This is a genomic window from Bacillus atrophaeus, assembly GCF_001584335.1.
In the GTDB taxonomy this organism is placed as follows: Bacteria; Bacillota; Bacilli; order Bacillales; family Bacillaceae; genus Bacillus; species Bacillus atrophaeus.
Window position 1 is genome coordinate 17,789 of record NZ_LSBB01000005.1, and the last position, 24,978, is coordinate 42,766.

Annotated in this window: 28 protein-coding genes and 1 pseudogene; 10 read left to right on the plus strand and 19 right to left on the minus strand. The window is 44.4% G+C overall.

The annotated features are described in order from the left end of the window. Positions 1-84: 84 nt before the first annotated feature. Genes AXI57_RS07245 through AXI57_RS07255 form a run of 3 tightly spaced genes read left to right on the plus strand, consistent with a single transcriptional unit; the run spans position 85 to position 2,680 of the window. Positions 85-1,089 carry an ABC transporter substrate-binding protein gene (locus tag AXI57_RS07245; protein ID WP_061669707.1) on the plus strand — a complete coding sequence of 335 codons (1,005 nt, stop codon included), beginning with the start codon at positions 85-87 and terminating at the stop codon, positions 1,087-1,089. A 12-nt stretch (positions 1,090-1,101) separates the two neighbouring features. Next, entirely contained in the window at positions 1,102-1,884 is a 783-nt protein-coding gene (locus tag AXI57_RS07250; RefSeq protein WP_061669708.1) for an ABC transporter ATP-binding protein, read from the plus strand. Then, on the plus strand, positions 1,859-2,680 hold the full coding sequence (locus tag AXI57_RS07255; RefSeq protein WP_061669709.1) for an ABC transporter permease: 822 nt from the start codon (positions 1,859-1,861) through the stop codon (positions 2,678-2,680). The genes AXI57_RS07250 and AXI57_RS07255 overlap by 26 nt, the downstream gene beginning before the upstream one ends. 31 nt (positions 2,681-2,711) lie before the next feature. On the opposite strand, the gene ytkD is transcribed toward AXI57_RS07255, so the two are convergent. The 4 genes from ytkD to AXI57_RS07275 all read right to left on the minus strand — a co-directional run bounded on the left by ytkD (position 2,712) and on the right by AXI57_RS07275 (position 4,673). Then, positions 2,712-3,188 (minus strand): RNA deprotection pyrophosphohydrolase, encoded by a 477-nt coding sequence (ytkD, locus tag AXI57_RS07260; protein ID WP_003324946.1) that lies wholly within the window; start codon positions 3,186-3,188, stop codon positions 2,712-2,714. A 123-nt stretch (positions 3,189-3,311) separates the two neighbouring features. After that, positions 3,312-3,617 (minus strand): hypothetical protein, encoded by a 306-nt coding sequence (locus AXI57_RS07265; RefSeq protein ID WP_003324945.1) that lies wholly within the window; start codon positions 3,615-3,617, stop codon positions 3,312-3,314. 54 nt (positions 3,618-3,671) lie between these two features. Then, on the minus strand, positions 3,672-4,076 hold the full coding sequence (locus AXI57_RS07270; protein WP_061571911.1) for a phage holin family protein: 405 nt from the start codon (positions 4,074-4,076) through the stop codon (positions 3,672-3,674). A gap of 159 nt (positions 4,077-4,235) precedes the next feature. After that, the gene (locus tag AXI57_RS07275) at positions 4,236-4,673 is read right to left on the minus strand and encodes a Dps family protein (RefSeq protein ID WP_003324943.1); all 438 of its coding nucleotides are present in this window, start codon (positions 4,671-4,673) and stop codon (positions 4,236-4,238) included. A 124-nt stretch (positions 4,674-4,797) separates the two neighbouring features. Between AXI57_RS07275 and ytzI the strand changes: the two genes are divergently transcribed. Beyond that, the gene (gene ytzI, locus AXI57_RS07280; protein ID WP_003324942.1) at positions 4,798-4,950 is read left to right on the plus strand and encodes a YtzI protein; all 153 of its coding nucleotides are present in this window, start codon (positions 4,798-4,800) and stop codon (positions 4,948-4,950) included. On the opposite strand, the gene AXI57_RS07285 is transcribed toward ytzI, so the two are convergent. Together AXI57_RS07285 and AXI57_RS07290 are read right to left on the minus strand one after the other, a co-directional pair. Next, positions 4,944-5,396 (minus strand): FixH family protein, encoded by a 453-nt coding sequence (locus tag AXI57_RS07285; protein WP_003324941.1) that lies wholly within the window; start codon positions 5,394-5,396, stop codon positions 4,944-4,946. The two genes, ytzI and AXI57_RS07285, sit on opposite strands and share 7 nt — an antisense overlap. A 128-nt stretch (positions 5,397-5,524) precedes the next feature. Continuing rightward, on the minus strand, positions 5,525-5,998 hold the full coding sequence (locus AXI57_RS07290) for an S-ribosylhomocysteine lyase (RefSeq protein ID WP_003324940.1): 474 nt from the start codon (positions 5,996-5,998) through the stop codon (positions 5,525-5,527). A 124-nt stretch (positions 5,999-6,122) separates the two neighbouring features. On the opposite strand from AXI57_RS07290, the gene yidD reads away from it, so the two are divergent. Continuing rightward, positions 6,123-6,350 (plus strand): membrane protein insertion efficiency factor YidD, encoded by a 228-nt coding sequence (gene yidD / locus AXI57_RS07295; protein ID WP_003324939.1) that lies wholly within the window; start codon positions 6,123-6,125, stop codon positions 6,348-6,350. Here the strand turns inward: yidD and AXI57_RS07300 are convergent. Beyond that, positions 6,347-6,916, minus strand: a complete 570-nt coding sequence (locus AXI57_RS07300; protein ID WP_003324937.1) for a beta-class carbonic anhydrase — start codon at positions 6,914-6,916, stop codon at positions 6,347-6,349. The genes yidD and AXI57_RS07300 overlap by 4 nt on opposite strands. 126 nt (positions 6,917-7,042) lie before the next feature. Here AXI57_RS07300 and AXI57_RS07305 point away from each other — a divergent pair, with 126 nt between their 5' ends. Then, positions 7,043-8,227, plus strand: a complete 1,185-nt coding sequence (locus AXI57_RS07305; protein WP_081112762.1) for a GTP-binding protein — start codon at positions 7,043-7,045, stop codon at positions 8,225-8,227. A 69-nt stretch (positions 8,228-8,296) separates the two neighbouring features. Here the strand turns inward: AXI57_RS07305 and AXI57_RS07310 are convergent, their stop codons facing one another. Further along, a complete protein-coding gene (locus AXI57_RS07310) occupies positions 8,297-8,545 on the minus strand; it encodes a type B 50S ribosomal protein L31 (RefSeq protein ID WP_003324934.1) in 249 nt (82 codons plus the stop codon). A 217-nt stretch (positions 8,546-8,762) separates the two neighbouring features. Between AXI57_RS07310 and AXI57_RS07315 the strand changes: the two genes are divergently transcribed. The 3 genes from AXI57_RS07315 to AXI57_RS20735 are packed head-to-tail and all read left to right on the plus strand — an operon-like array spanning position 8,763 to position 11,379. Further along, entirely contained in the window at positions 8,763-10,094 is a 1,332-nt protein-coding gene (locus AXI57_RS07315) for a cytochrome ubiquinol oxidase subunit I (RefSeq protein ID WP_003324933.1), read from the plus strand. Positions 10,095-10,125: 31 nt separating this feature from the next. Beyond that, positions 10,126-11,166, plus strand: coding sequence for a cytochrome d ubiquinol oxidase subunit II (locus AXI57_RS07320; protein ID WP_035175529.1), 1,041 nt, complete (start codon positions 10,126-10,128; stop codon positions 11,164-11,166). Positions 11,167-11,220: 54 nt separating this feature from the next. Beyond that, positions 11,221-11,379, plus strand: a complete 159-nt coding sequence (locus tag AXI57_RS20735) for a DUF1540 domain-containing protein (RefSeq protein ID WP_003324931.1) — start codon at positions 11,221-11,223, stop codon at positions 11,377-11,379. Positions 11,380-11,458: 79 nt separating this feature from the next. On the opposite strand, the gene exlX is transcribed toward AXI57_RS20735, so the two are convergent. Next, complete coding sequence (gene exlX / locus AXI57_RS07325; RefSeq protein ID WP_371176596.1) at positions 11,459-12,124, minus strand: expansin ExlX; 666 nt, start codon at positions 12,122-12,124, stop codon at positions 11,459-11,461. Between the two features lie 308 nt (positions 12,125-12,432). Here exlX and AXI57_RS21975 point away from each other — a divergent pair. After that, positions 12,433-12,990, plus strand: a pseudogene (locus AXI57_RS21975) (glycoside hydrolase family 5 protein); the annotation flags it as partial. 95 nt (positions 12,991-13,085) lie between these two features. Here the strand turns inward: AXI57_RS21975 and AXI57_RS07330 are convergent. The 10 genes from AXI57_RS07330 to AXI57_RS07375 form a co-directional block, all read right to left on the minus strand. Further along, entirely contained in the window at positions 13,086-13,964 is an 879-nt protein-coding gene (locus tag AXI57_RS07330) for a metal ABC transporter permease (protein WP_003324926.1), read from the minus strand. Continuing rightward, the gene (locus AXI57_RS07335; protein WP_274379306.1) at positions 13,954-15,276 is read right to left on the minus strand and encodes a metal ABC transporter permease; all 1,323 of its coding nucleotides are present in this window, start codon (positions 15,274-15,276) and stop codon (positions 13,954-13,956) included. Before AXI57_RS07335 ends, AXI57_RS07330 begins: the two co-directional genes overlap by 11 nt. Next, the gene (locus tag AXI57_RS07340) at positions 15,273-16,025 is read right to left on the minus strand and encodes a metal ABC transporter ATP-binding protein (protein ID WP_003324923.1); all 753 of its coding nucleotides are present in this window, start codon (positions 16,023-16,025) and stop codon (positions 15,273-15,275) included. The genes AXI57_RS07335 and AXI57_RS07340 overlap by 4 nt, the downstream gene beginning before the upstream one ends. Positions 16,026-16,043: 18 nt before the next feature. After that, a complete protein-coding gene (locus AXI57_RS07345; protein ID WP_061669712.1) occupies positions 16,044-16,970 on the minus strand; it encodes a metal ABC transporter solute-binding protein, Zn/Mn family in 927 nt (308 codons plus the stop codon). 289 nt (positions 16,971-17,259) lie between these two features. Then, positions 17,260-18,375 (minus strand): o-succinylbenzoate synthase, encoded by a 1,116-nt coding sequence (gene menC, locus AXI57_RS07350; RefSeq protein ID WP_003324919.1) that lies wholly within the window; start codon positions 18,373-18,375, stop codon positions 17,260-17,262. Further along, positions 18,372-19,832, minus strand: a complete 1,461-nt coding sequence (locus tag AXI57_RS07355; protein ID WP_061669713.1) for an o-succinylbenzoate--CoA ligase — start codon at positions 19,830-19,832, stop codon at positions 18,372-18,374. Before AXI57_RS07355 ends, menC begins: the two co-directional genes overlap by 4 nt. A gap of 84 nt (positions 19,833-19,916) precedes the next feature. Further along, positions 19,917-20,735, minus strand: coding sequence for a 1,4-dihydroxy-2-naphthoyl-CoA synthase (gene menB / locus AXI57_RS07360; RefSeq protein WP_003324916.1), 819 nt, complete (start codon positions 20,733-20,735; stop codon positions 19,917-19,919). A gap of 76 nt (positions 20,736-20,811) precedes the next feature. Then, positions 20,812-21,642 carry a 2-succinyl-6-hydroxy-2,4-cyclohexadiene-1-carboxylate synthase gene (gene menH, locus AXI57_RS07365; RefSeq protein ID WP_061669714.1) on the minus strand — a complete coding sequence of 277 codons (831 nt, stop codon included), beginning with the start codon at positions 21,640-21,642 and terminating at the stop codon, positions 20,812-20,814. Then, the gene (gene menD, locus AXI57_RS07370; RefSeq protein ID WP_061669715.1) at positions 21,630-23,369 is read right to left on the minus strand and encodes a 2-succinyl-5-enolpyruvyl-6-hydroxy-3-cyclohexene-1-carboxylic-acid synthase; all 1,740 of its coding nucleotides are present in this window, start codon (positions 23,367-23,369) and stop codon (positions 21,630-21,632) included. Before menD ends, menH begins: the two co-directional genes overlap by 13 nt. Continuing rightward, complete coding sequence (locus AXI57_RS07375; protein ID WP_061669716.1) at positions 23,366-24,781, minus strand: isochorismate synthase; 1,416 nt, start codon at positions 24,779-24,781, stop codon at positions 23,366-23,368. Before AXI57_RS07375 ends, menD begins: the two co-directional genes overlap by 4 nt. Between the last annotated feature and the right edge of the window lie 197 nt (positions 24,782-24,978).

The window sequence follows — 24,978 nt, forward strand, 5'->3', positions numbered from 1 at the left end:
ATTCACACATTTTTATACCCATCATACGATATGTAAAGCGAAAATGTATATTGATATGATGCTCGAATAAGGAGGTTAACCCCGGTGAACAAATGGATCCAAACAGGCTGTGCCATTGTGTGCAGCGCTTTTCTCATCTTTGCCCTGTCAGCCTGCAAGCAAGAGGCAAAACTGACGAAGGTCAAAGTGGCTGAAGTCACCCATTCGATTTTTTATGCACCTTTGTATGTTGCAGTTTCAAAAGGTTTTTTTAAAGAAGAAGGACTGGATATCGAGGTAAAAACAACCTGGGGCGGCGATAAAACGATGACGTCACTTCTTTCAAACGGGTCTGATATTGCGCTTGTCGGGTCTGAAACATCCATTTATGTGGAATCTCAAGGAGCCAAAGACCCGGTTATTAATTTTGCCCAGCTGACTCAGACTGACGGCACCTTTCTCGTAGCGAGAGAAGATATTGAAAACTTTGACTGGGATATGGTTAAAGGAAAAACCTTCCTCGGACAGCGAAAAGGCGGAATGCCTCAGATGGCGGGCGAATTTGTTCTCAATAAACACAATATTGATCCGCAGAAAGACGTTGACCTCATTCAGAACATTGATTTTGCGAATATCGCAAATGCATTCGCCTCCGGAACGGGTGATTATGTCCAGTTATTTGAACCGACCGCTTCCCTTTTTGAAAAAGAAGGCATCGGACATATCGTCGCTTCATTCGGTGAAGAATCAGGCAGGGTCCCTTATACAACGTTTATGGCAAAAAAAAGCTACCTGACCGAACATGAAGAAACAGCGGAAAAATTCACCCGCGCCGTGTATAAAGCGCAACAGTGGGTGGAAAAGCATTCGTCGAAGGAAATCGCAGAAGCCATTCAAAGCGAATTTGACGATACAGAGCCGGATATCATCGAAGCGTCTATTGATCGCTATAAAAAACAGAACTCATTTTCAACAGACCCTCTCCTTAATGAAAAGGAATGGGAGCAGCTCCAAATGATTATGGATCAAGCCGGAGAACTGCCGAAGCATATTCCATACAGCCAGCTTGTAGATACAAAAATTGCGAAAAAAGTCACCTCAGAAAAATAGGAGGCGCCATTCATGTCTTTCTTACATGTTGACCATGTGACTCATACTTATTTCTCTTTAAAGCGAAAAACCACAGCGGTAAAGGATATTCATTTTGATGCCGAGAAGGGTGATTTCATCTCATTTCTCGGACCGAGCGGCTGCGGAAAAACGACCCTGCTTTCCATTATCGCCGGTATCATATCACCATCGGAAGGCCAAGTTTTAATAGAAGGCCAAGAACCTAACCAAAAAGAACACAACATCGGCTACATGCTGCAGCAAGATTATTTATTTCCTTGGAAATCAATCGAAGATAATGTGCTCCTCGGATTAAAAATCGCGAAAACATTGACTGAAGAAAAAAGGGCGGAAGCACTCAGTCTTCTGCCAGAACTCGGACTGTATGACGTTGAAAAGAAATATCCAAAAGAACTGTCAGGCGGTATGCGCCAGCGCGCGGCGTTAGCCAGAACGCTTGCTCCGAATCCCAGTCTGCTGCTCCTCGATGAACCATTTTCTGCACTTGATTTTCAAACGAAGCTGAGTTTGGAAAACCTTGTATTCCGCACGTTGAAGGAGTATCAAAAAACAGCGATTCTTGTCACTCATGACATCGGTGAAGCCATCGCGATGAGCGATACCATCTTTCTCTTTTCTAATCAGCCCGGCACCATTCATCAAATTTTCACCGTACCTAAAGAGCTGGCAGCAATGCCCCCATTTGACGCGAGGCAGGACCCTTCCTTCCAACCGCTGTTTCAGACCATATGGAAGGAGCTGAATTCCCTTGAAAAGCAGCAAAGAGAGTATTGAAGTGCTCCATCAGCAATTTCAGAAAAAACATAAAAGAGAGAAATGGAAGGTGCATACCTTTCAATTAGCCATCTTTATCGTCTTTTTTTCATCTTGGGAGATTTCCAGCAAAGCAGGCTGGATTGATCCATTGATCTTCAGCTCTCCGTCTGCGGTGTGGAGCTTGTTTATAGAAAAAATAACGGATGGCTCTTTAGGAGAACATATCGGAGTCACCTTATTTGAAACCGTACTCGGCTTTTTGCTTGGTACGTTTCTCGGCACATGTCTCGCTGCATTATTGTGGTGGTCGAATAAATTGGCGCAGATTTTAGATCCCTATCTTGTCGTTTTAAATGCGATGCCAAAAGTAGCGCTTGGCCCGATCCTCATCGTTGCCCTCGGTCCCAGCTTTATCAGCATCATTGCGATGGGAGCAGTAATCAGTGTCATTATAACTGCCATTGTGGTCTACACAGCTTTTCAGGAAGTAGACGAAAACTATTTGAAAGTGATGAATACATTTGGCGCCAAAAAACGTGTCATTTTTAAAGAAGTGATCCTGCCGGCATCATCTCCTGCTATTATCTCAACACTGAAGGTGAATGTCGGTTTATCATGGGTTGGTGTCATCGTCGGGGAGTTTCTTGTTTCAGCTAAAGGATTAGGCTATATGATTATTTATGGATTTCAGGTGTTCAACTTCACGCTTGTATTCTTAAGCCTGTTTATCATCGCGATATTCGCGACGCTTATGTACCAAGGGGTAGAGCTGTTAGAAAAGAAATGGACGAAGGGACGAAGCGATCACCGCTAAAAAAGACCCGGCCTGCGGCGCCGGGTCTTTTTTAATCAATGAATCCGTCTTCCCGCAGCTTTTTCAGACTGATCGGAAGCACTGAATCCTTCATAATGAAACTGAATTTTTTATTTCGCGGAAGATGTTCCGGAAGCTCACTGAACAAAACCGGACCTTTCGTTTCAAAATAGCTGGTTTGTTTTTCAAGCTTTTCAATGTCCGCAAAATAGATGTTTTTCACGATAACTTTTTCTTTCCCAAGCACTTTATACTGCCCTACATAGTGAAGTTTTTTCACTGATGCTCCGGTTTCCTCTTTCACTTCACGAACCGCCGCCTCTTCCGCGCGCTCCATAGGTTCTACTTTTCCGCCCGGAAACTCATATCCCCGGTCTTCATGCTCTGTCAATAACCATCGGTCACCGTAACGGCAGATGACCCAGACATGCTTCGGGCTGTCTGAAAAAGGCTGATCCTCAAATGAAAGCTGAACAGTATTTTGGTAATAGTCTTTAAACTCGTACATATTTATCCCTCTTATCCGCACCGTGCTATCTTCCCTACATCATACCATAGTTACGTTTCTTCGGAAGCTTTTTATCAAAAAATCAGCCGGTTAGGCGTGTTGCAGGGAAACTTTTCTCAATTTTCATATCAGACCGTTTTCGCTTATAAAAGAACGCGTGGGATCATCACCCAGTTTATAAATCAGCTCGTACAGTTCTTTGCGAATGCGGTCTGCCTGATCATTCTGCGAGTCATAATGATACTCAACAAAAGGCACATGCGCCCGAAGAAAACTATTCCGATCTGAGAGATAAAGCTGATCAAAATATTCACGTAAAGCTAACACGTCATCTTCATCCGCCATAATAGCAAATTGCCACGGTGATGCGTCTGAATTCTGAGAAATCAGCCCGTCCTGTAATGAGATATAATATCTTTTTGTTGTCACACTGATCACCCTTTGTCCATTATTGCTTTATTATGACCAGCCGACAGGCAAAAGTTACGGTTTGCGGCGGAATTTATTTTTTAATGTGTCCAAAAGGTCAATCAGCATCTGCGGGACCGGAACCCCGAGAGAACTTGCCGTAATCACGATTTGCACAGATTCGTATAAAATATAAAACATAATGGCCAAGTCACGCATCGACCCTTCTGTTTTCATAAGCTGATCAAAAAAATGGCAAACAGAGATAAGAGAGAGCGTCACTATTTTTTTGACAAGACGGGCAAAAGTATTTCTTAACGCCAGTTTGTGCAGAATGGATTCCTTTAAGGTCGTACTGATAAATTCAATCGCCATTAAAGAAAGCAAAATCAAAAATGAATACTGAAAACCGCCGAAGAAAAACCCCGCTGCTGATACACTGACAGCAAAAAACGAAAAGATGCCAAAGTCTCTATCCATTTGTCCCAACATCCTTTCACAGAAACGGCCTTACCATATTCTATGAGAAAAAGGAGGAACGGACTGGATTTTACAGAAAATTGGACTGGTTCTCGCCCAATTTTAAAAGGCAAATCAAAAGCCGGACACGCTTTAAAGCGTCCGGCTTACATGTGGTGATTATCCTAAATATGCTTTTAACATCCAATTATGCTTTTCAATGTTTTGATGGATTGCAAGCAGCATATCTCCCGTCGTTTCGTCACCGACTTCGTCTGCTAAATCCATGCCGCTTTTAAGCTCTTCAGCAATAACGGTAAAATCATCATACACGCTTTGCACCATTTGTTCCGCCGTTTCATTTCCATCTGCTTCTTTCACAGAGGCTGTTTCCAGCGATTCTCTCATTGTTGCAATCGGTTTGCCGTTTAACGCAAGCAGACGCTCTGCTAAATCATCAATGTAGGTAGCGGTTTCGTTATAAAGCTCTTCGAATTTTTCATGCAGTGTGAAGAAATCTTTCCCTTTTACATACCAATGATAATTATGTAGTTTCACATACATGACAGTCCAGTTGGCTACTTGTTTATTGACTGCTTGAATTAGTTTGTCTGACATTTTTATCGTCCTCCTTGTGTTTAGTATTGATATACCCCTTTTATCGTACGCTAAAACCTATTTTTTTAGCCGCCTGCCATATTTTCTTCCACTATGTTACAATTGTGAAAAAGGAGGTTTTTTCATGCTGCTGCTCATGAGCGTGGGGTTTCTGATCGTGCTTGCCGTATTGTTTTTATCCATATGGACGACGGTGAAAGCCTATGATTTTAAACATACCGTTGATTCTCCTGAAGACGAAAATCCTAAGCTGCCTCATCAATCAAAACGTCAGTGATGATGTGAATGCTCATCTGTTTCTTTGCCGGAGGAACCGCTATCGGTTTCGGCATCCCCGACGCGCACTTGAATGGTCGGCATGCTATGCTGCTGTTTAGCCGTCACGTGGGATTGAACGATATACAAACCGTCATCTTTAAAATCAGTTTCAAAGCGGTATACTCCTTTTTCTTTCTTGCTTGCTTTAAATTGACTGCTGCTGCTTTTTTCACCTTCCTTCCATACTTCAAACTCGACTTCATCTGCGTCTGTGACCGGCTCATCACCGTAAACGACCGCTGCTTGGTAAGCCGCTTTCTCGTTAGGCTGGACTTCCTCCGGTCCGGTAAGCTTTACTTCCAAAGCCTTTGGGACATCACTCGAACTAGCTTCATCCTTGGCATTTCCGCAAGAAGAAAGCAAAAAAACACCGCTGCACAATCCTGCAAATATCAGTTTTTTCATCCCATCACCCTTTTTCATCGTTTACCTTATTCTAGCAAACGCTTACACTAAATCACACGGTTAAATTGTGAATGTTTCAAAACATATAAAAAAGACCTTTTTGCAGCAGGCAAAAAGGTCTTTTGTTTTTATCCAAATACTTTTAATAGGTCTTCTTTATCCTGTGACAGCCAGAAGCGCATGAGGCGTTTTGCGCCTTCTAAATCGTGTAGCTTCGCCTGGCCGCACTGCTTCTCGTTTGCCGCAGGGATTTCTGTAATCTCAACCGCTTCCTTCAAAGTCGCGTCAAGCAAATCAACGATTTCCTCAGCAGTCGGTTCACCGCTGACGACAAGATAATAGCCCGTCTGGCAACCCATCGGCGAAATATCAATAATATCAAAATGATCATATTTCTCAGAGTGCGTCCGAATCGTAAAAGCGAGCAAGTGTTCAAGTGTGTGAATGGTATCAGGCTTCATCGCCTGTTTGTTCGGCTGGCAAAAGCGAATATCAAACTTATTCACAACGCCGTCCGTTCCCACTTTATGCACGCCGCAATGTCTTACATATGGAGCTACAACCGCATTATGGTCAAGTTCAAAACTTTCTACTGAAGGCATAATGGCACTCTCCCTTTTTCTAGTGTACATTCATTATAACATACTTTCCCAATCAGAATTATGGAGAAAGCTTTTCATTTTTTGCATTTTTTTTTATACTAGCAACAGAAAGGTTGCTGAGAAAATGAAAACTATCTTCATTGGTCTAATCAGATGTTATCAAAAATTCATATCCCCGCTGACGCCCCCGTCCTGCCGCTTCTATCCGACTTGTTCACAATACGGAATTGAAGCGATCAAAACGCACGGCGCTCTAAAAGGAGGATGGCTGACGCTGAAGCGGATCTTAAAATGTCATCCGCTTCATCCGGGAGGTGTCGACCCCGTCCCTGAAAAAAAACGCAAGCACTAGTTCATTTCTTTATAGCCGTCGATCACAAGATCAAGCTTTCCGGTCTCAGGCTCGATCACAAGACCGTGGACTGGGACATTGTCAGGAAACAGCGGATGGTGTTTAATCACATTCACACTGTCTGTGACGCTTTCTTCTACAGAATCAAAACTCTTCAGCCATTGGTCAAAATCAACCCCTGAATGCTTTAGCATTTGAATCCGTTCTTCAGGAATTCCTCTTTCCACAATCTTATTCAGCATGCTCTCACTGTCAATTTTGCTCATGCCGCAATCATGATGACCGATAACGCAGACCTCGTCAGCGTTCAGCTCATAGACCGCAACCAAAAGGCTTCTCATTATACTTCCAAAAGGATGGGAGACGAGAGCGCCCGCACTTTTAATAATTTTCACATCACCGTTACGCATATTCATCGCATGCGGCAGCAATTCGACTAGACGGGTATCCATGCAGGATAAAATGGCTACTTTTTTATCTGGAAACTTAGATGTTTGATATTTTTCATAATCCTTACGTTCAATGAAAGTTTGATTATATTCTAAAATGTCATTAAGAAGACTCATGTGGTGATTCCTTTCTTAATCTTTTTATTCATCAATATATCATACAACTTGTATTTTCGTCATCTGTGTTGTACCATTTAAAAAGATCAAATCGTAATTATTCTTATTTAATACAGGAGGATTATTATGGACAAACGGATTCCTGTTACTGTTTTGAGCGGTTATTTAGGCGCGGGGAAAACAACTCTTCTGAGCCATTTGCTGAATGAAGCCCACGGTTTGAAGATTGCTCTGATTGTGAACGATATGAGCGAGATCAATATCGACAGTGCTCTTATAAAAAAAACACATGTGAAACGAACCGAGGAAAAACTGGTCGAGATGCAAAACGGCTGTATTTGCTGCACACTTCGGGACGACCTTTTGCTTGAAGTCAAAAAATTGGCGGAAGCCGGCGGAATTAATTATATACTTATTGAATCATCCGGCATCAGCGAACCGATCCCCGTCGCTCAGACGTTCACTTATAAGAACGAAGACCTGGGAGCGGATGTAACATCCCTTTGCAGATTGGATACAATGGTGACAGTTGTTGACGGCAATAGATTTTGGAAGGATTTCTCCTCAGGTGAAAGTTTGCTGGACAGAAAACAAGGGGCCGCCCCCGGGGATGAGCGTGAGATTGCTGACCTGCTAATTGATCAAATCGAGTTTGCCGATGTCATTTTATTGAACAAAATTGACTTGCTCAGCCAGCAGGAAGTTGATCAGCTGACCGCCGTTCTGAAGAAACTGAATACAGACAGTATCATACACCCTGTATCCTATGGGAGAATTTCACCTGATCTGCTGCTGAATACGTTTCGCTTTGATTTTGAAAAATCAAGCCAGTCCGCAGGCTGGATAAAAGAACTAAATGAAGAACATACGCCGGAAACAGAAGAATACGGGATCACTTCTTTTGTGTATCGGAGACAAAAACCTTTCCACCCCGTGCGTCTCATGAACTGGCTGGAAAAATGGCCGACAGATATCGTACGCGCTAAGGGATTTTTCTGGCTTGCGAGCAGAAACGATACAGCGGGGCTGCTTTCTCAGGCCGGAACATCTCTTATGATACAAGGAGCCGGAGATTGGATAGCCGCTTATTCTGAAGAGGAACGCCAAGAAGCATTTCTGGATGATCCCGGGCTGCTCGAAAACTGGGATGAGCGATATGGAGATCGTAAGACAGAGCTAGTTTTTATAGGCATTCAAATGGACCGAGCCGATATCACCGCCTCACTCGACACTTGTTTGCTCACAGATGAAGAAATGACGGCCGACTGGTCTCTGTTTGAAGACCCGCTGCCCAAGTTTATTTCTCAATAACAGAGAGCCGCTTACAAAGGATTGTAAGCGGCTTTTTGTGCAAAAAAAAGACAAACCCTGCGGCTTGTCCTATTTTCCCATATTGTATCTTTTGTTAAACTGCTCGACCCTTCCGCCTTTTTCATTAAACTTTTGACGGCCTGTGTAGAATGGGTGCGTATCTGAACTTACTTCCACTTTGATAACCGGATATGTGTTTCCGTCTTCCCACTCAGCGGTCTCTTCCGATTTTTTAGTTGAATGGCTCAAAAAGCGGTATCCGCTGTTCACGTCTTGGAAAATGACTTGATGACTCTCTGGATGGATTCCTTTTTTCATCATAAACTCCCTTCCTAAATCGTAATTATTACGCTTTATTCTACAACCTATCATGTGCTTTGTCAATCAGGCTGCCTGATCCGATACTATATAATTACCCTATTTTCATGCATCATAAACTGATGTTTTTCAACAATAGGAAGAATAATCTAATCGTGGAAGCAAATAATAAAACCACATTACATTAGAACGTCTACAAGAAAGGTGGTTTATTCAGGTGGATGATTTGGTTTTGGCTAGAAGTCTATTTGGCACGACAATGGGCTTTCATATCATTTTCGCAACGCTGGGTGTCGGCTTGCCGCTCATGATTTTAATGGCGGAATTGATTTACCAAAAAACAAAGGATGATCATTACGCGATTATGGCAAAAAGATGGACAAAGGCGCAGGCTGTTCTGCTGGGGGTGGCCATCCCGACCGGAACCATCGCAGGAACACAGCTGGCTTTGTTATGGCCCGGCTTTATGGAGGTTATCGGAAGAGTGATGTCGCTTCCGTTTCAGATCGAAATTTATGCTTTTTTCATAGAAGCACTGTTTATGTCCATTTATGTGTACGCTGCGGACCGTTTAACCCCTGCGATGCGGATTACCGCCGTCGTGTTTGTTTTAATCGGAGCGGCGGCTTCAGCTGTTCTCATTACAAATGTCCATGCGTTTGAAGGGACGCCAGCCGGTTTTAAAATCGTAAACGGACAGATTACGGATGTTGATCCATGGGCGGCATTTTTTAACCCTAGCTTTTTCGTCACCGCAACCCATGTCGTATTGACTGCTTTTATGACCGGGGCTTTCATTGTTGCTTCTATTGCCGCCTACAAAATGATCCGAACAAGAAAAAATGAAAAAGTCTACCGTTTTCACCGCAAGGCGCTGCTGCTCGCTTTGATCATCGGCGGAATCTTTTCTGTGGTTACGTCTCTGAACGGTCATGAGTCAGCTCAAATGCTTTATAAATATCAGCCGGAAAAACTGGCGGGAGCGGAAGGGCTGTTTGAAACCAGGTCGCATGCGCCGTTAGCGATCGGCGGCTTTACGGATGCAAATGAAGAAAAGGTAAAATGGGCCATTGAAGTTCCCTGGGCCTTAAGCTTTTTGGCAGCAAACAGCTTTGACACCGTGGTAAAAGGCTTAAATGCTTTTCCAAAAGATGAATGGCCTCCATTATTCATTCACACATTATTTAACGGGATGGTCGGAATAGCAATGGTGCTTATCCTCTATTCCATCGTCGGCTTACTATGGAAAAAAGTATTGAAAAAAGACCGCTTTCCGACGTGGCTGCTGGTCATTTTCGTAACGGCGGGGCCGCTCAGTTTGATCGGAATTGAATTCGGCTGGATTTTCGCCTGTACGGGAAGACAGCCGTGGGTAATCTATCACCTTTTGAAAACCTCGGATGTCGTCACGACAACAGGCTCAATCGGCGTATTATTTATGCTCTTTACTTTTGTCTACGCCGTGCTGGGAGCAGCTGTCGTTTATGTGCTGCTTTATTATTTCCGCAAGCATCCCGTTGAAGAGGACTTAAAAGCGGCAGAGTCTTAATTACAAATGGAAGGAAGTTATATTGATGCAAATGGACATTTCATCAGATGCTCTGATCGCAATTTCAATTGTATGGGGATTTGTGTTTATATATGCCGTTATGGCGACAATGGATTTTGGGGCCGGCTTTTGGTCCATGATCTATTTGAATAAAGAACAAACAAAAGCGACCGGCATCGCCAACCGGTATTTGTCGCCGACTTGGGAAGTCACAAACGTTTTTATTGTCGCCATTGTCGTCGCGCTGTTTAGTTTCTTTCCGGGGGCCACCTTTGTGCTTGGTACGGTTTTATTGATTCCGGGCAGCATTATTTTACTGCTTTTGGCGATTCGGAGCGGATTTCTCGTTTTTTCAAATACGGCGAAGGAACGTAAAATCATGAGATACATTTCCGGCATCTCTGGTTTTATTATCCCCGCAGTTTTAATTCTTGTCCTGCCGGTGACACATGGAGGATTTATTGAAAAAACGAATGGCATTTATCATTTAAACATGGCCAGCATCTTTACAAGCCCTAATGCTTATTCATTTATCGGATTTGCGATTTTAACCACATTGTTTCTCTCCTCGCTGCTTCTGGCGGATTTTTCAAACGTGGCGGAGGAAGAGCACGCATTTCGCATTTACAGAAGAAGCGCCTTGATTACCGGGCCGCTGTCACTCATAATGGCCATGTTTATTTTACTTACCTTGCGAAATGAAGCAAATTGGCTTTATACCGGAATGATGAAGGATTTGACCTGGCTTATTGCCTCGGTGGTCACATTTATTATCGCCGGCATCGCCCTCTTTTTGCCTAACAAACGCTTCGGCAAAAACCTTGGAAAACCGAGGATCGCAGTGGTGGCGATTGCCATTCAATATTTCTTGGCAAGCTACGCGTACGGACGGGCCCATCTCCCTTATATGATTTATCCGGATATTACCATCATGTCAGGCTTTACAGAGCCCGCAACCTTCAGAGCTTTGTTTATGACTTACATTGTCGCCTTTATTATCTTATTTCCGGGATTCTATTTCTTCTGGAAATTGTTTATGAAGGATAAACGGTACATCCGCCAAGAGGAATAGCGCAACACAGGATGGCTATACTAATAACGTACCTTTATCTAGGAGGGTGATGGCATGGACCAAAAAATTCTATGCGAAGTCAATAACTGTTCATATTGGGACGAAGGAAATAAATGTACGGCCGATGCTATTTATGTCGTCAGCCATACAGGAGAAACTGCTGAAAATAGCGAAGAAACAGATTGTAAAACATTTAAACCTCATAAGCATTAATTATTGCTGAAAAAGCTGCTCCCAATTAATCAAAGAGGCTTGAGTATGAACTCAAAGCCTCTTTGGTGATTCCGGCCACTCAGTCTGGGAATTGAACATGTCCCGGTACAATATACGCATCAGACGAACTATCGGCAGGAAGTTTAGGGATGGTATCTTCCACTGTTTTCCCGCGGATATCGGTTATTCTGACCTTTAGAGAGTTTGTCCCCAGGTTTGTGCTGACAAAATGGTTATAATCCATTTTCTCCATGCCGATCCATTTTCCAGATTTGTAATACTCCATTTTCATTACAGGATACTTGTGATTTCTGACTTGAATAGCCGCCCACCACTGACTGCTGCCCTCTTTAATCCGATAAGAAAAATGACCCTTGACCGGCCCTTTGACGACACGCCATTTCACGTTGATTTTTCCTTTAGACATGTCGCCGATTGTTTTAAAGGCATTAGGCGAAAGATCGAGCGCTCCTGATGCTCCTTCGGGATATTTATCAGTTACATATACTGTGGTTTTCCCTTTCGGTCCCTGGACTTCTAAATAAGCTCCGGCTAAGGCTGCTTTCACTCCGCCGTAATTATAATCAGCCGTGTTTAAAGCCGTAATTTTCATGTCGGACGGTATCGGATCAAGCATAGCCGCCCCTCCGGAATACCCTGAACTTGTGTACGTCGCATAACCTGTTCGTACGTCATTATAAGCTGCTGATACATGAGCGGATAAACTAACCATCATGAAGAACATTGTGATAAATACAAGGCCGATTTTCTTTTTCATTTTCACAAATTGCCTCCTTTAAAACTCAAATGAGAATCATTTTCATTATAATGAGCGCTCATATCCATTAAAAGGGCCGATAGATAGAATTTTCTATTTTTAAAAACGAGAATTAAGATTCATAGACAATCAAGAAAATCGTTTTTACACTGGACAAGGCTGAGGCTGAAGAGAAAAGGGAAAACCTTTTTAGGAGAAATTTTGTCATCAACTGTGTAAACAATCTAAAGTTTATCGTCATATTTCTTAAAAGGAGGAATAAGAATGGCTTCTTTATAGACTGGCATATCCTGAGTGGCGGAAAATCAAATCAGAATAAAGCCCAAGCGAAGATATTTTTCAAAGAAATGTCGAAACTTTATGGCGATACACTGAATGTGTATTTGAAATCACCAATGAGCCAAACGGAGATGTAAACTGGAATCGTGATATAAAACCATATACAGAAGAAGTGATTTCTGAAATTCGTAAACAAATGTGATTATTGTCGGCACCAGAACTTGGATCCAGGATGTCAATGATGCGGCCGACAATCCATTACAAGATAAAAACGTTATGTATTCGTTTTTATGCCGCCCCATGGCCAGGCGCTAAGAGACAAAGCATAAAAAAGGCCCTGCACTTTTTGTGACGGAATGGGGAACCAGCGATGCCTCTCAGCGACGTTTCCCCTGAACAGTCACAAGAATGGCTACTTACCTAAACAGCAAAAAAATCAGCTGGGTGAACTGGAATCTGTCTAATAAAACGGAATCCTCTGCCGTTTAGCTTCGGGTGCAGGCAAAACCGAAGGCTGGACAATCGGAGAAATTCGAGGAAAAACATTCTTCATTAACACTTAATTAACACAAGCAGCAGATGGGGAATGCAGCCGAATGGGGTTACTATGACTTTTGAAAACAAGCTGAGAGCTCCTGATAAGCATCCCTCAGCTTGTTTTCACCTTTCGCCCTGTCAGCCGCTTTGAAATAAAGCCATTTGCAGGAGAAAACAAAAAGGCCGTTAAGAAAAATACGCCTGTCATAGCAGCCATGGCCCCGGAAATAGAAACATTCAGCCATGTGGCAAAGTAATAGCCTGAAACGGCGGAGAGTGCGCCAATCGCTGCGCTTATGATCAGCATATGCAGCAGCCGATCCGTCAACAGATAGGCGGCTGCCGGCGGGACAATCAGCATCGCAACCACCAATATAGCACCGACGGAATCGAAGGAAGCGACAGTCGTAAGCGACAGCATTCCCATTTGTACGTAATGGATAAACAGAACCGGAATGCCAAGTGCCAGCGCCATTTCAGGATCAAAAGAAGAAATTTTAAACTCCTTGTAGCACAGTATAATAAGCAGCAAATTAATGATCAGCACAGACGCCAGCATCCAGAATGCTTTTGGGCCGATATCGGTTCCGAACAAGGACACCGTATTCCAAGGTACAAAAGCGATCTCTCCCATTAATGAATGCTCGACATCAAGATGTACATTTCCTCCGTAGACAGATAATAAAATCACACCCACTGCAAATAATGAAGTAAAGACCACACCGATGGCAGCATCAGACTGGACACCTTTGCTGTGCAGCAGCTGAACAAAAAACGCCGTTAAAAGCCCGACTGCCGCAGCACCGATAAACATAGAAATACCGTCAAGACTGCGGGTGACGAGAAAAGCTCCCACTATGCCGAGCAATACAGTATGGCTGATCGCGTCTGCAAGCATTGCCATTTTTCTTAGTACAAGAAAGGTGCCGATTAATGCGCAGCTGACACCGACTAATATTCCCGTTACAATAATCCACGCCTCAAAGCTCATTGATCATCTGTCCCTTCTCTATTTCACGATGATGCGGACGGAGTGCGGGCATTCTTCCGTGCAGCTTCAAGAGGCTGACGAGCCTTTCTTTCATTTCATCCGATAAACGGTCTGGCTTAAAATCATCTATTCCGCCCGCATCCACACTCGACAGCTCCATTTCATGCATTAGATATATCTCGTACATACGATATGCAAGAGCCAGTCTATACCCTTTTTCAAGTCCTGAACGCGTCACTTTCCATGTATCATGTTCTGATCGAAGAATATATCCCTCTTTCTCCAGCATTCTTAAAGACCTTTTACATAATGCAGAACCGATAGGCCTTTTCTTTCTCACGATGCCTTCTGTGATATCGGCTTCCTTTGTTTTTTCGTTCAGCTCATATATTGTCAGCAGAACCTGCTCATAACCCGTTTTTCTTCTTAGTTTAAGCAGCCTGACCGCCTTTGCGGCTAACCCGCGCCTCGGCGCAAATAATAAAGTGAGCAAAAATACACAGGTGGCGGTGAGAATGATCAGAGGCCCTGTTGCCATGCCATTCATCGTCGTGCTCAGCAAGGTTCCCGAAGCACCGCTGATTCCGCCGATCAGACCGGCTATTACGGCCATAGCCGTCAGGTTTTCTGTCCAATATCTCGCAGCAACCGCGGGTGTGATCAGCATGGCCGCCATCATGATCACACCTACCGTCTGCAGTCCGATTACAACGGCACATACGATAAGCAGAACGAGAAGCCCGTTTAGGAACTGAACCGGCATTCCCAGCCCTTTGGCAAACGCCATATCAAACGTTATGATTTTGAACTCTTTAAAAAAGACCGCACAAACCAGTAATAAAACGGCTGAAATCACTGCAATAATGACAATATCCTGTCTGACCAAAGATGCTGCCTGGCCGAATAAAAATGAATCAAGACCGCTTTGATTGCCGGAACCGAGTTGCTGAATATACGTCAGAAGCATGATGCCGACACCAAAAAAGACAGACAGAACGATACCGATAGCGGAATCCTCTTTGATTTTCGAATGCCCGGTAATCTGCTGAATACACCATGTCCCGAGTAAACCGAAAACCGCAGCGCCGACCAAAAAAAACAGCAGTGATTTCTGTCCGGTTAAGAGAAAAGCAATACAAACGCCCGGCAAAGCCGAATGAGCCATCGCATCACCAATCAGACTCTGTTTTCTCAAAAGAACGAAGCTTCCGAGAACACCGCTTGCGATTCCAAGAAGCAAAGTTCCCGCCAAAACCCACTGAGTATTCGGGTGCTGAAGCTGAATCCACACATTTTCTATCAATACACTCACCCCTGACTCCCTTCAACCATGACTTTATCTTTGAGAAAGGCGAGCCTTCCTCCATAGGCTTTTTGCAAATTATCTATGGTAAACACTTGTTCCGTTGGCCCGAACGCAATTTTTCTGAGATTAAGCAGCAAAATCCAGTCAAAATAATCTTCAGCCGTCTGCAAATCATGATGAACGACAAGAACGGTCTTTCCCTTTTGCTTTAATTCAGTCAGCAGGGTAATAATTGCCCTTTCCGTTGCCGCATCAACGCCGACAAACGGCTCATCCATAAAATAGATATCGGCATCTTGGCACAATGCTCTGGCAAGAAAGACCCGCTGCTGCTGCCCGCCTGATAGCTGGCTGATTTGTCTGTCGGCATAGTCCAGCATGCCGACTTTGTCCAAACAAATCCTAGCTAACCCGACATCCGATTTTTTCGGCCTTTTCAGCCAGCCGATATGGCCATATCTCCCCATTAAGACGACATCAAGTGCGTTTGTTGGAAAATCCCAATCAACAGATCCTCTTTGGGGAACGTATCCGATTTTTTTCCGCTGCTTGCTGTATGTTTTTCCGTAAATCGAGACGTCGCCGGATGCGCGGGGGATGAGTCCCAGAATCGCTTTGATTAAAGTAGATTTTCCCGCTCCGTTCGGTCCGATGATACCGATCAATTTTCCTTCCGGCACCTGCATCGAGATGTCCTGCAATACAGGCTTTTTATGATAAGCGACGGTTACGTTTTCAATGTCAACCGGGTACATATTCTTCCCCCTCTCTGCTTATTTAAGTGAATTGACAATTGTATCAATATTATGTGTAAACATTCCTTCATATGTTCCTTCCTCTGTCCCCTTTGCTCCCATTGCATCAGAATATAGCTGGCCGCCGATTGACACATTGTGCCCCTTCTCTTTAGACCCCTCGACGACTGCGTTTATTGACTTTTCAGATATGCTGCTTTCAACAAAAACAGCTTTAATATTTTTATCCGCCAGCACATCAACCAGCTCTTGTACATCCTTTAATCCGTAATCAGAATCGGTGCTGAGCCCTTGCAGTCCTCTCACCTCAAACCCATACTCCTTCCCAAAATACGCAAAAGCATCATGAGCAGTGACTAGCACCCGGCTTTTCTTAGGAATGCTCTCAATTTGATCACGCGCTTTTTTATCTAAATTTTTCAAATTTTCTTTGTACTTCTCTGCATTCTTTTTAAACTCATCGGCGTATTCCGGTTTTGCTTCGCTCAATTGTTTTTCTACTTCATCAATAGCGTACAGCCATAACGGAATACTGAACCAAACGTGCGGGTCATGCATATCTTGGTCTTCTTCTGTCGATATCAGCTTCTCTTCAGGAATAGCCTCAGCAACGGGAGCAGTCGGTTTTTGCTCACCGATTTTTTTAAGTATATTCTCCATTTTCCCTTCTAAATGCAAACCGCTGTACAACACAATATCAGCGTCGGTTAATTTTTTTGTATCGCCTTGGGAGGCTTTATACAAATGAGGATCAACGCCAGGTCCCATCAATGAGGTGACCTCGGTATGTCTGCCGCCGATTTTTTCCGCCGCATCCGCTATTTGGGCCGTTGTGGTCGTCACTTTAAGCTTGTCATCGCCGCTTCCGCCGGAAGACTTTGAACCGCAAGCCGCTAATACAAAACTAACCATAATGACTGCAATAAATAATGCGCTTTTTTTCATTCTATTTTCCCTCCCCGAATGCATGCTAAAAAATAAGAATATACTCCTATTCTATGTATTCTTTTTTTAGACATATGACATTTAATTAGCTAAAAACACCTTTTGTTCATAAGTGACAAAAAGTTTCCTTAGTGCAAAATTATCGCGTATCTCCATTTTTGTCAAGCTGTTTTCATAAAAAAAACCGACTGATATCAGCCGGTTCAAACGAGAAGGGGATGTTTTATCTAACGGTTTTACTATATCAGCAAGTTTAAGATCTTCACAAATTGCTAAAAAGCAATTATTCTCAGCTATTCCTCGTAAAAACATCCATTTTTGTCACGTATTTTCTCATAATTTCCTGATTCACCTCAACGCCTAAACCCGGCTGCTCCGGCACAGATATAAAGCCTTTATCAATGCGGATGTCCGGTGTCACGATATCTTCCTCCCAATACCTGGATGAGGATGAGATATCCCCCGGGATCGTAAATTGAGGCAATGAAGCAAGCGCCACATTCTGCGCTCTGGAAATGCCTGTTTCAAGCATGCCGCCGCACCAGACTGGCATGTGGTGTTCTTTGCATAGATCATGAATCTTGAGTGCTTCAGTCAATCCGCCGACCCGGGACGGCTTTATATTGATAATCTTGCAGCTTCCCAGTTCAATAGCACGTCTTGCATCATCAGCCGAACAGATGCTTTCGTCAAGGCAAATGGCGGTTTTAAGATGCTTTTGCAAGTGGCGGTGGTCGACTATGTCATCAGCCTGGAGAGGCTGTTCAATCATCATTAAATGAAAATCATCAAGCTCTTTAATTCGGCTGATGTCCTTCAGCTGATAGGAAGAGTTTGCGTCAGCCATCAGCGGAACTTGAGGGAATCGGCTGCGAATGGCTTTTAATAGCTCGATGTCATTCCCCGGCTGAATTTTAATTTTAATCCTTTGATAACCTTCTTTTATATATTGTTCGATATCACGCAGCATATCATCCAGCGGCGCAAGACCGACAACCACGCCTGCGGGAATTTTCCCTCTTGAACCGCCGAGCGCTTCAGCAAGCGTGATGCCCTTGCGTTTCGCGTAGATGTCCCATACAGCGGATTCCAGTCCGGCTTTTGCCATCCGGTTTCCTTTAAACCGCTCCAGGCTGTCCGGCACGTCAGAGGGGTGGGAAAATTCACGGCCGACTACATTAGGAATAAAGAAATCCTTCAGCATATGTAAGCAGGTTTGAATCGTTTCCTCGGTGTACCACGGAGAGGAGAACGCGGACACTTCTCCCCAGCCGACAACTCCGGACTGATCAATCGCCTCAACTATTAAAAATTTACGTTCTTGAAGCGTTTCTATACTTGTTTTGAATGGCTTTTTCAATTTCATACTTACATGATAAAGCGTGATTTTTTCAATCTGAATCATAACAGCTCTCCTTTACATGCATCCTTCAGCTGATGTCTCAAAAGCTTGTTTGAGGCATTTCGCGGCAGCTGATCCAGTACAAAAAATTTTGCCGGTATTTTATATTTAGCCAAACGTTCTCTGCAAAACGAAGCCAGCGCTTCTGCACTGACCGGATTACGCAAAACAAGATAGGCGTGCGGCACCTTTCCCCATTTGGGGTCCTCGGCTCCTGATACACCCGCTTCGGCTACAGAAGGATGGGCGAGCAGCGCGGACTCCACTTCTGCAGGATAGATATTTTCCCCCCCTGAAATGATTAAATCAGAACGCCTGTCCAGCACATATAAAAAACCTTCATCATCCAAATAACCGAGATCGCCGGTTTTAAACCATCCATTATGGAAAGAAGCTTCATTTACGCTTTCTCGGTTAAAATAACTTTTCATGACATTCGGCCCTTTAACCATAATTTCTCCATGTTCAAGCGGCTCGCACGTTTCACCGTCTTTTTCAATTCTGATTTCACATGAAAACAGCGGCTTACCGGCTGATCCGAGCTTATCCATACTGAATTCAGGTGAAAGAGTGACAATCTGCGAGCACGTTTCCGTTAAGCCATAGGATTGAAAAACCGGAAATCCCTTCTGACGGCATTCTTCAAGCAAAGACAGCGGCGCGGGGCCTCCTCCAAGCAGAATACATCTGATCGAATCAGGACAGCGATCCGTTTCCGCCAAAAGGCTCGATAGCATTGTCTGCACTGCCGATATGATTGTCACCTGATGCCGGCTGACCGCATCCAGCACATCACTCACAGAAAACCTTTCATGAAGGACAACGGCCATCCCGTATATCACAGATTTAAACAAAGCCGACAGCCCGCTGATATGAAACAGCGGCAATGCGATAAGCCAGCGATCCCGTTCGGTTACACCTAAATTAAGAACTGAGGACACCGCACTGGAATAATGGTTTCCGAATGTTTGCTGCACTCCCTTCGGCCTGCCCGTCGTTCCCGAGGTATACATGAGCGTTGCAGTATCGTCCATTTGCATATAAGATTCAACCTCAATGTCTTCTATTTCCACTGCAGTAAGCTCATCGATGTCAACCGTCTTGATTATATGCTCATAATCCTGTTTCCGGAAGTTTGAATCCGTCAGTAAGAGCTGGGCCGCGGAATCCTCTACCTGGAACAGCCTTTCATGTTTGGACAGCTTTGTATTTAAGAGTACAACTTTGACGCCCAGCAGAAAGCAGGCGTGAACGGCGTACACCATTTCGGCTCTGTTCCCCAGCAAAATGGCGGCTGTGTCTCCTTTATGTAAAGAACACGCGGAAAGCTGCGCGGCCATTTTTTTCGAGGCGGCATATAGTTCTGCAAATGTGAGGCTTTTGCCTTCATAGATGAGAGCGATTCTCTCAGGTGTAAGCTGTGCCCTTTGAATGAGCCAGTTGGGCTGTTCTGTCAGCATATCATCATCTCCGAGGTAAAATTACTGTATTCAAAGAAAACAGCTTGGACCGCAATGGCTCAAGCTGTTTCAAGTATCGTTTGATCACGGAAAACGAGGGAACTGTCCGAAATCAGGATCGCGTTTTTCCTTAAAGGAGTCACGGCCTTCTTTTGCTTCATCTGTTGTGTAGTAAAGAAGAGTGGCGTCCCCTGCAAACTGCTGGATTCCGGCAAGTCCGTCTGTATCCGCGTTAAACGCAGCTTTGAGAAAACGGAGAGCGGTCGGGCTTTTCTCAAGCATTTCTTCACACCATTTAATCGTTTCTTCTTCAAGCTTCTCTAAAGGAACAACCGTGTTGACAAGACCCATTTCCAAAGCGTCCTGGGCGTTGTATTGACGGCATAGGTACCAAATTTCACGCGCTTTTTTGTGTCCGACGATACGCGCTAAGTAGCCTGAGCCATAACCTGCATCAAAGCTTCCCACTTTAGGGCCTGTTTGTCCGAAGATCGCGTTATCAGCGGCGATTGTTAAATCACAGACAATATGAAGTACATGGCCTCCGCCGATTGCATAGCCAGAAACCATGGCTACGACAGGTTTAGGGATTACCCGGATTAAACGCTGTAGGTCCAGAACGTTAAGGCGCGGGATTTGGTCGTCACCGACGTAGCCTCCATGGCCGCGCACTTTCTGATCTCCGCCTGAACAAAATGCTTTGTCTCCCGCACCTGCAAGGACAATGACACCGATATTTGAGTCATCTCTCGCGTAAGCAAACGCGTCGATCATTTCCGACACCGTTTTAGGGGTGAACGCATTATGTACCTCTGGTCGATTAATTGTTATTTTGGCAATGCCGTTATACGTTTCATACAAAATTTCATCATATTTTCGTTCGCTTTTCCATTCTGCAGCCATTATATGACCTCCTCTATTTTACATATGAGCCCGGCAATATCAGGCTCACTTTTTCACGTTAAGTAAGCACAAAGTATTATGCTTTCTCAGACGATAAAAATTCACTTACTATTTTACCAAAAAAACGCGGCTGTTCCACATGAACCGTATGCCCGGCCTGTTTGACAATCTTAATTTTACTGTAAGAAAGCCGTTCATGCACCTTTTTATTGATGCCGCAAAATTTTTCGTCCCATTCTCCGCAAATGAGAAGAACCGGAGCGGTTATTTGCTCTAATTTGTCCCACCAGGAAGGCTGGGAACCGGTTCCCATTCCCGTTAAACTGTTGGCAAGACCAATGGGACTATTTTGCAGGCGCCCTCTTCGTATAACATCCCGTTTGCTTTCATCAAGCAAACGCTGGGAGGAAAACAGAGGAATGCTTTCCCAATAATCAACGAAAGACACAATGCCATCTCTTAAAATAGAATCAGCAAGCTTTCGATCCTTCATGATTCTGGCTTTCCGTTCCTCAAGTGTTCTCAAACCAGGCGTGGTGCTTTCCAGCACAAGCGCGGCCACACGTTCAGGGAATGTTACGGCAAAAGAATAAGCAAGCCTTCCTCCCATAGAGTAACCAATAAGTTTCACTTTGTGAAGTTTTAATTGGTTAAAAATCTCGGCAAGGTCAGAAACTTGCCGGCTCGTGCTATATCTGCGCCCATCGATAGGCGCGTCTGTTTCCCCATGCCCTAAACAATCAATCTTCACCAAACGTGATTCAGGGAACATTGCATCAAGAAACGTCCAGGAATCTTTACTGCCGGTGAATCCGTGCAGACAAACGACAGCCTCAGAAGCATTCGGATTGTGATCGCTCACAGCGTAACAAACGCCGTCTGAGACTGTAATCTTTACAGTTCCCATTCTTTTTTCACTTCCTGCACAACCGAATTCAGCAAATCACGATGGAGCTGCACCCTTGACTGGCGATCCGTTTTGATTTCTATAATATGAAGCCCGGGCTCATCTGCTTGAGGCGCGTATGATTGGCGGAATTCTTCCCATGACTCCGGACATGAATACGTCCCTCCGTAGAGAGCGGCGGCATGCTTAAAGTCAAGGCCCGTCGGAGTGCCGAACAAATCTTCAAAATGCGTTTGTTCGGATGACTGCGGCAGAAAAGAGAAAATTCCTCCGCCATCATTGTTAACAAGAATGACGGTAAGCGGGATTCCAAGTTTCTTCCCGGCTAAAAGACCGTTTAAGTCATGATAAAAAGACAAATCTCCAATCACAAGCGTTACCGGCGCTTTTGTCCCTTCACAAACACCCATAGCTGAAGATACGACACCATCTATCCCATTAGCGCCGCGATTCGCGTAAATTCGGAACTGGCGGTCTTGTTTTTCAAAAAACGTATCCACGTCACGAATCGGCATACTGTTTCCGACAAACAGCGAGCTGTTTTCCGGAATGAGATGCTGAAGCTGTCTGTACAGATTTCCTTCAAATGAGATTTCCTCACTGCTTACGGACTGAAGATGATATCGGAACCGTTGATTGACAAATTGCCATTTCTCCAGCCATTCAGCCGGTCTGTTTTCAAATCCGTCCGACAATAAGGCATCGGCAAACGCCCCAGCATTGCTGTGAATCATGTAAGCACTCGTGTGCGTCGGGTCTCTCCAGCCGCCGTCCTCATCTATTATAATCTGCTGAATATCCGAATCTTCCTTCAGCCATAAAAATAGCGGCTTTGAAACGGGCATCGGCCCAAAACGGATCACAACATCCGGACGCAAAACTGCTTTCAGTTCGTCGTCCTTTAAAAACGAATCATAGGCGTCGATCACCATTGACTTGTCATGAGCGCCTGTTCGCAGGTTAGACAGCGGATCGGCTAAAATCGGATACTGTAACGCATCAGAAAGGGCAAGAATATGCTCTTTTTCAGTTTCGCCTTGTATTTCTCCGCAGACGATCATCCCTTTTTCAGCATCAGCCAGAATCGCCTTGATATCAGACAAAGAATCATTATCAACTGAGTGTGTCCCCGTTTTAACAGACACATGGCTTCCCGTTCGTTTTCTCTCAAACGGATGATCAGAGAGATCTGGCATAAGCGGCTCTCGCAGCGGCACATTCACATGAACCGGCCCCATCGGCCGCTTGCCGGCTTCCCCTGCGGCACGGCTTGCCAGCGTCCGAATATAACGGAGCATATGGGGATCATTTTCTGGCAGAGCCGAGTCTGTGAAAAACTTAACAAAGTTACCGAATAAGAAGTGCTGATCAATCGCCTGCGGTGCTCCCACCTCGCGCAGTTCGTGCGGCCGATCAGCAGTCAACACAATAATCGGAACCCTCGAATAATGGGCTTCAATCACAGCAGGATAAAAATTAGCAGCTGCCGTGCCTGATGTGCAAATAAGCATCACGGGCCGCTGCTGCGCTTTTGCCAGTCCCAGGGCGAAAAATGCGGCGGACCTTTCGTCAATCTGGACATGAACATGAATATCCGGATGGGCAGCAGCCAGAATCGCCAAAGGAGTTGATCTTGAACCAGGACAAATGACAGCGTCCGTCACCCCTGACAAGGCAAATTCATCAATAAAACTTCCAATATAATGTGTGATCGGATTCACTGTCAATGCCTGTCACCTCCTAAAGCAGAGATCATCGGCTTTAATTTGATTTGTGTTTCTTCATACTCTGCTTGCGGATCTGAGTCAGCGACAATGCCGCATCCCGCAAATAAACGGGCTTGGCTGTCTGCAATAAGGCCCGACCGGATGGCAACTGCAAATTCGCCGTTATCCTGGCTGTCAATCCAGCCCACCGGGGACGCATACCAGCCTCGGGACATCGGCTCAAGTTTTCTTATGACTTCCACGGCCTTTTCCCGAGGTGCCCCGCCCAAAGCCGGAGTAGGATGAAGTTTTTTAATTAAGTCAAACATGGAATCCGAATGATTAAGCTGTCCGACAATCGGCGTATATAAATGCTGAACGTTTTTCGTCTTATACAGTTCAGGACCATCTGGTTTTTCGACGGTGTCACAGCTTGATAAAAAAGCATCATGAATCATATTGACCACGATATCATGCTCTAATAAGTTCTTCTCATCGTTTAACAATTCAAGCTCCATTTCGCGGTCCTCTTCCGGATCAGCTCCGCGTTTGATTGAGCCTGCCAGACAAGAAGACATCACACGTGTTCCTTCTTTCTTAATCAGCCTTTCAGGTGACGCCCCGACAAAGCTTTTGTTTCCTTCTTCTACAGCGAAAATATAACTCGTTTTTTGATCCTTCAGCAGTTTGCGAAGCACGCTGTGAACTCGGACAGACCTGTCGAACGTCAGCTTCACCTCGCGGGCAAGCACTACCTTGTCATACTGGCCCTCTTTAATTTCATCTGTTGCGGTTTTAACCGCTTTGAGCCAATCTTCCCGGTCAAGTTCCTCAGTCTGCGTGATATTTGCCTGCGCCTCTTCATCTAAAGAAGAAACCGCGATATTGTCCGCAAACGATTGTAAGCTTGCCAATACATCTTCCGCCTGCTCGTTTTGGCTGACCCATTGATTGACCGTCAAAAATTGTCCGTCATCCGTTTTCGTCAGCATAAGCGACGGAACAAAGAAATTGCCTTCAGAAAAATGATCCCACTCATCCCCTCTTGTTTCCAGAGGATCGAAGGAAAAACCTCCGAATAAAACAGGCCCTACCGCTGCCTGCTGCAGTTTTTCTTCATCATGAATATGAAAAGCCGTCTTTTTAAAGCGCTCCCATTCTTCAAAAACCACGTGATACCGCTCATCGTTTTTTTCATCCGTCCGGAAAACAGCTTCTTTGCCAAGACCGACTATTGTCAATTCACTATCTGGTTCTGACCAAAAAAATCGTTTACCCTTATATTTTTTTGCTCCGTAATTGAAAAATGATAGAGGGTCCAGAGACTCAATTCGTCTCGAATAGCTTAATAAGACAGCATGGTTGACTTGTTTGGCTTTATGTAATGCAAAAGGAACTTCCTCTCGGAAAGTACGCTGCACTGTTGTCACCATGAGACATTCCTCCAAAATCCGTAAAATGCTTTTAATACAATACACCTGTGATTTCATTGTGTCAACAACACAGATCGAGCAGTCCAAAATACCTGCCTTACTTATTATAAACCTAATTGCTCAAATGAAAAAGAAACAAACCTGAAATTTCTTCACCCTTGCTTAGCAATAATTATATCTGCTTCTTCCGAAAGGAA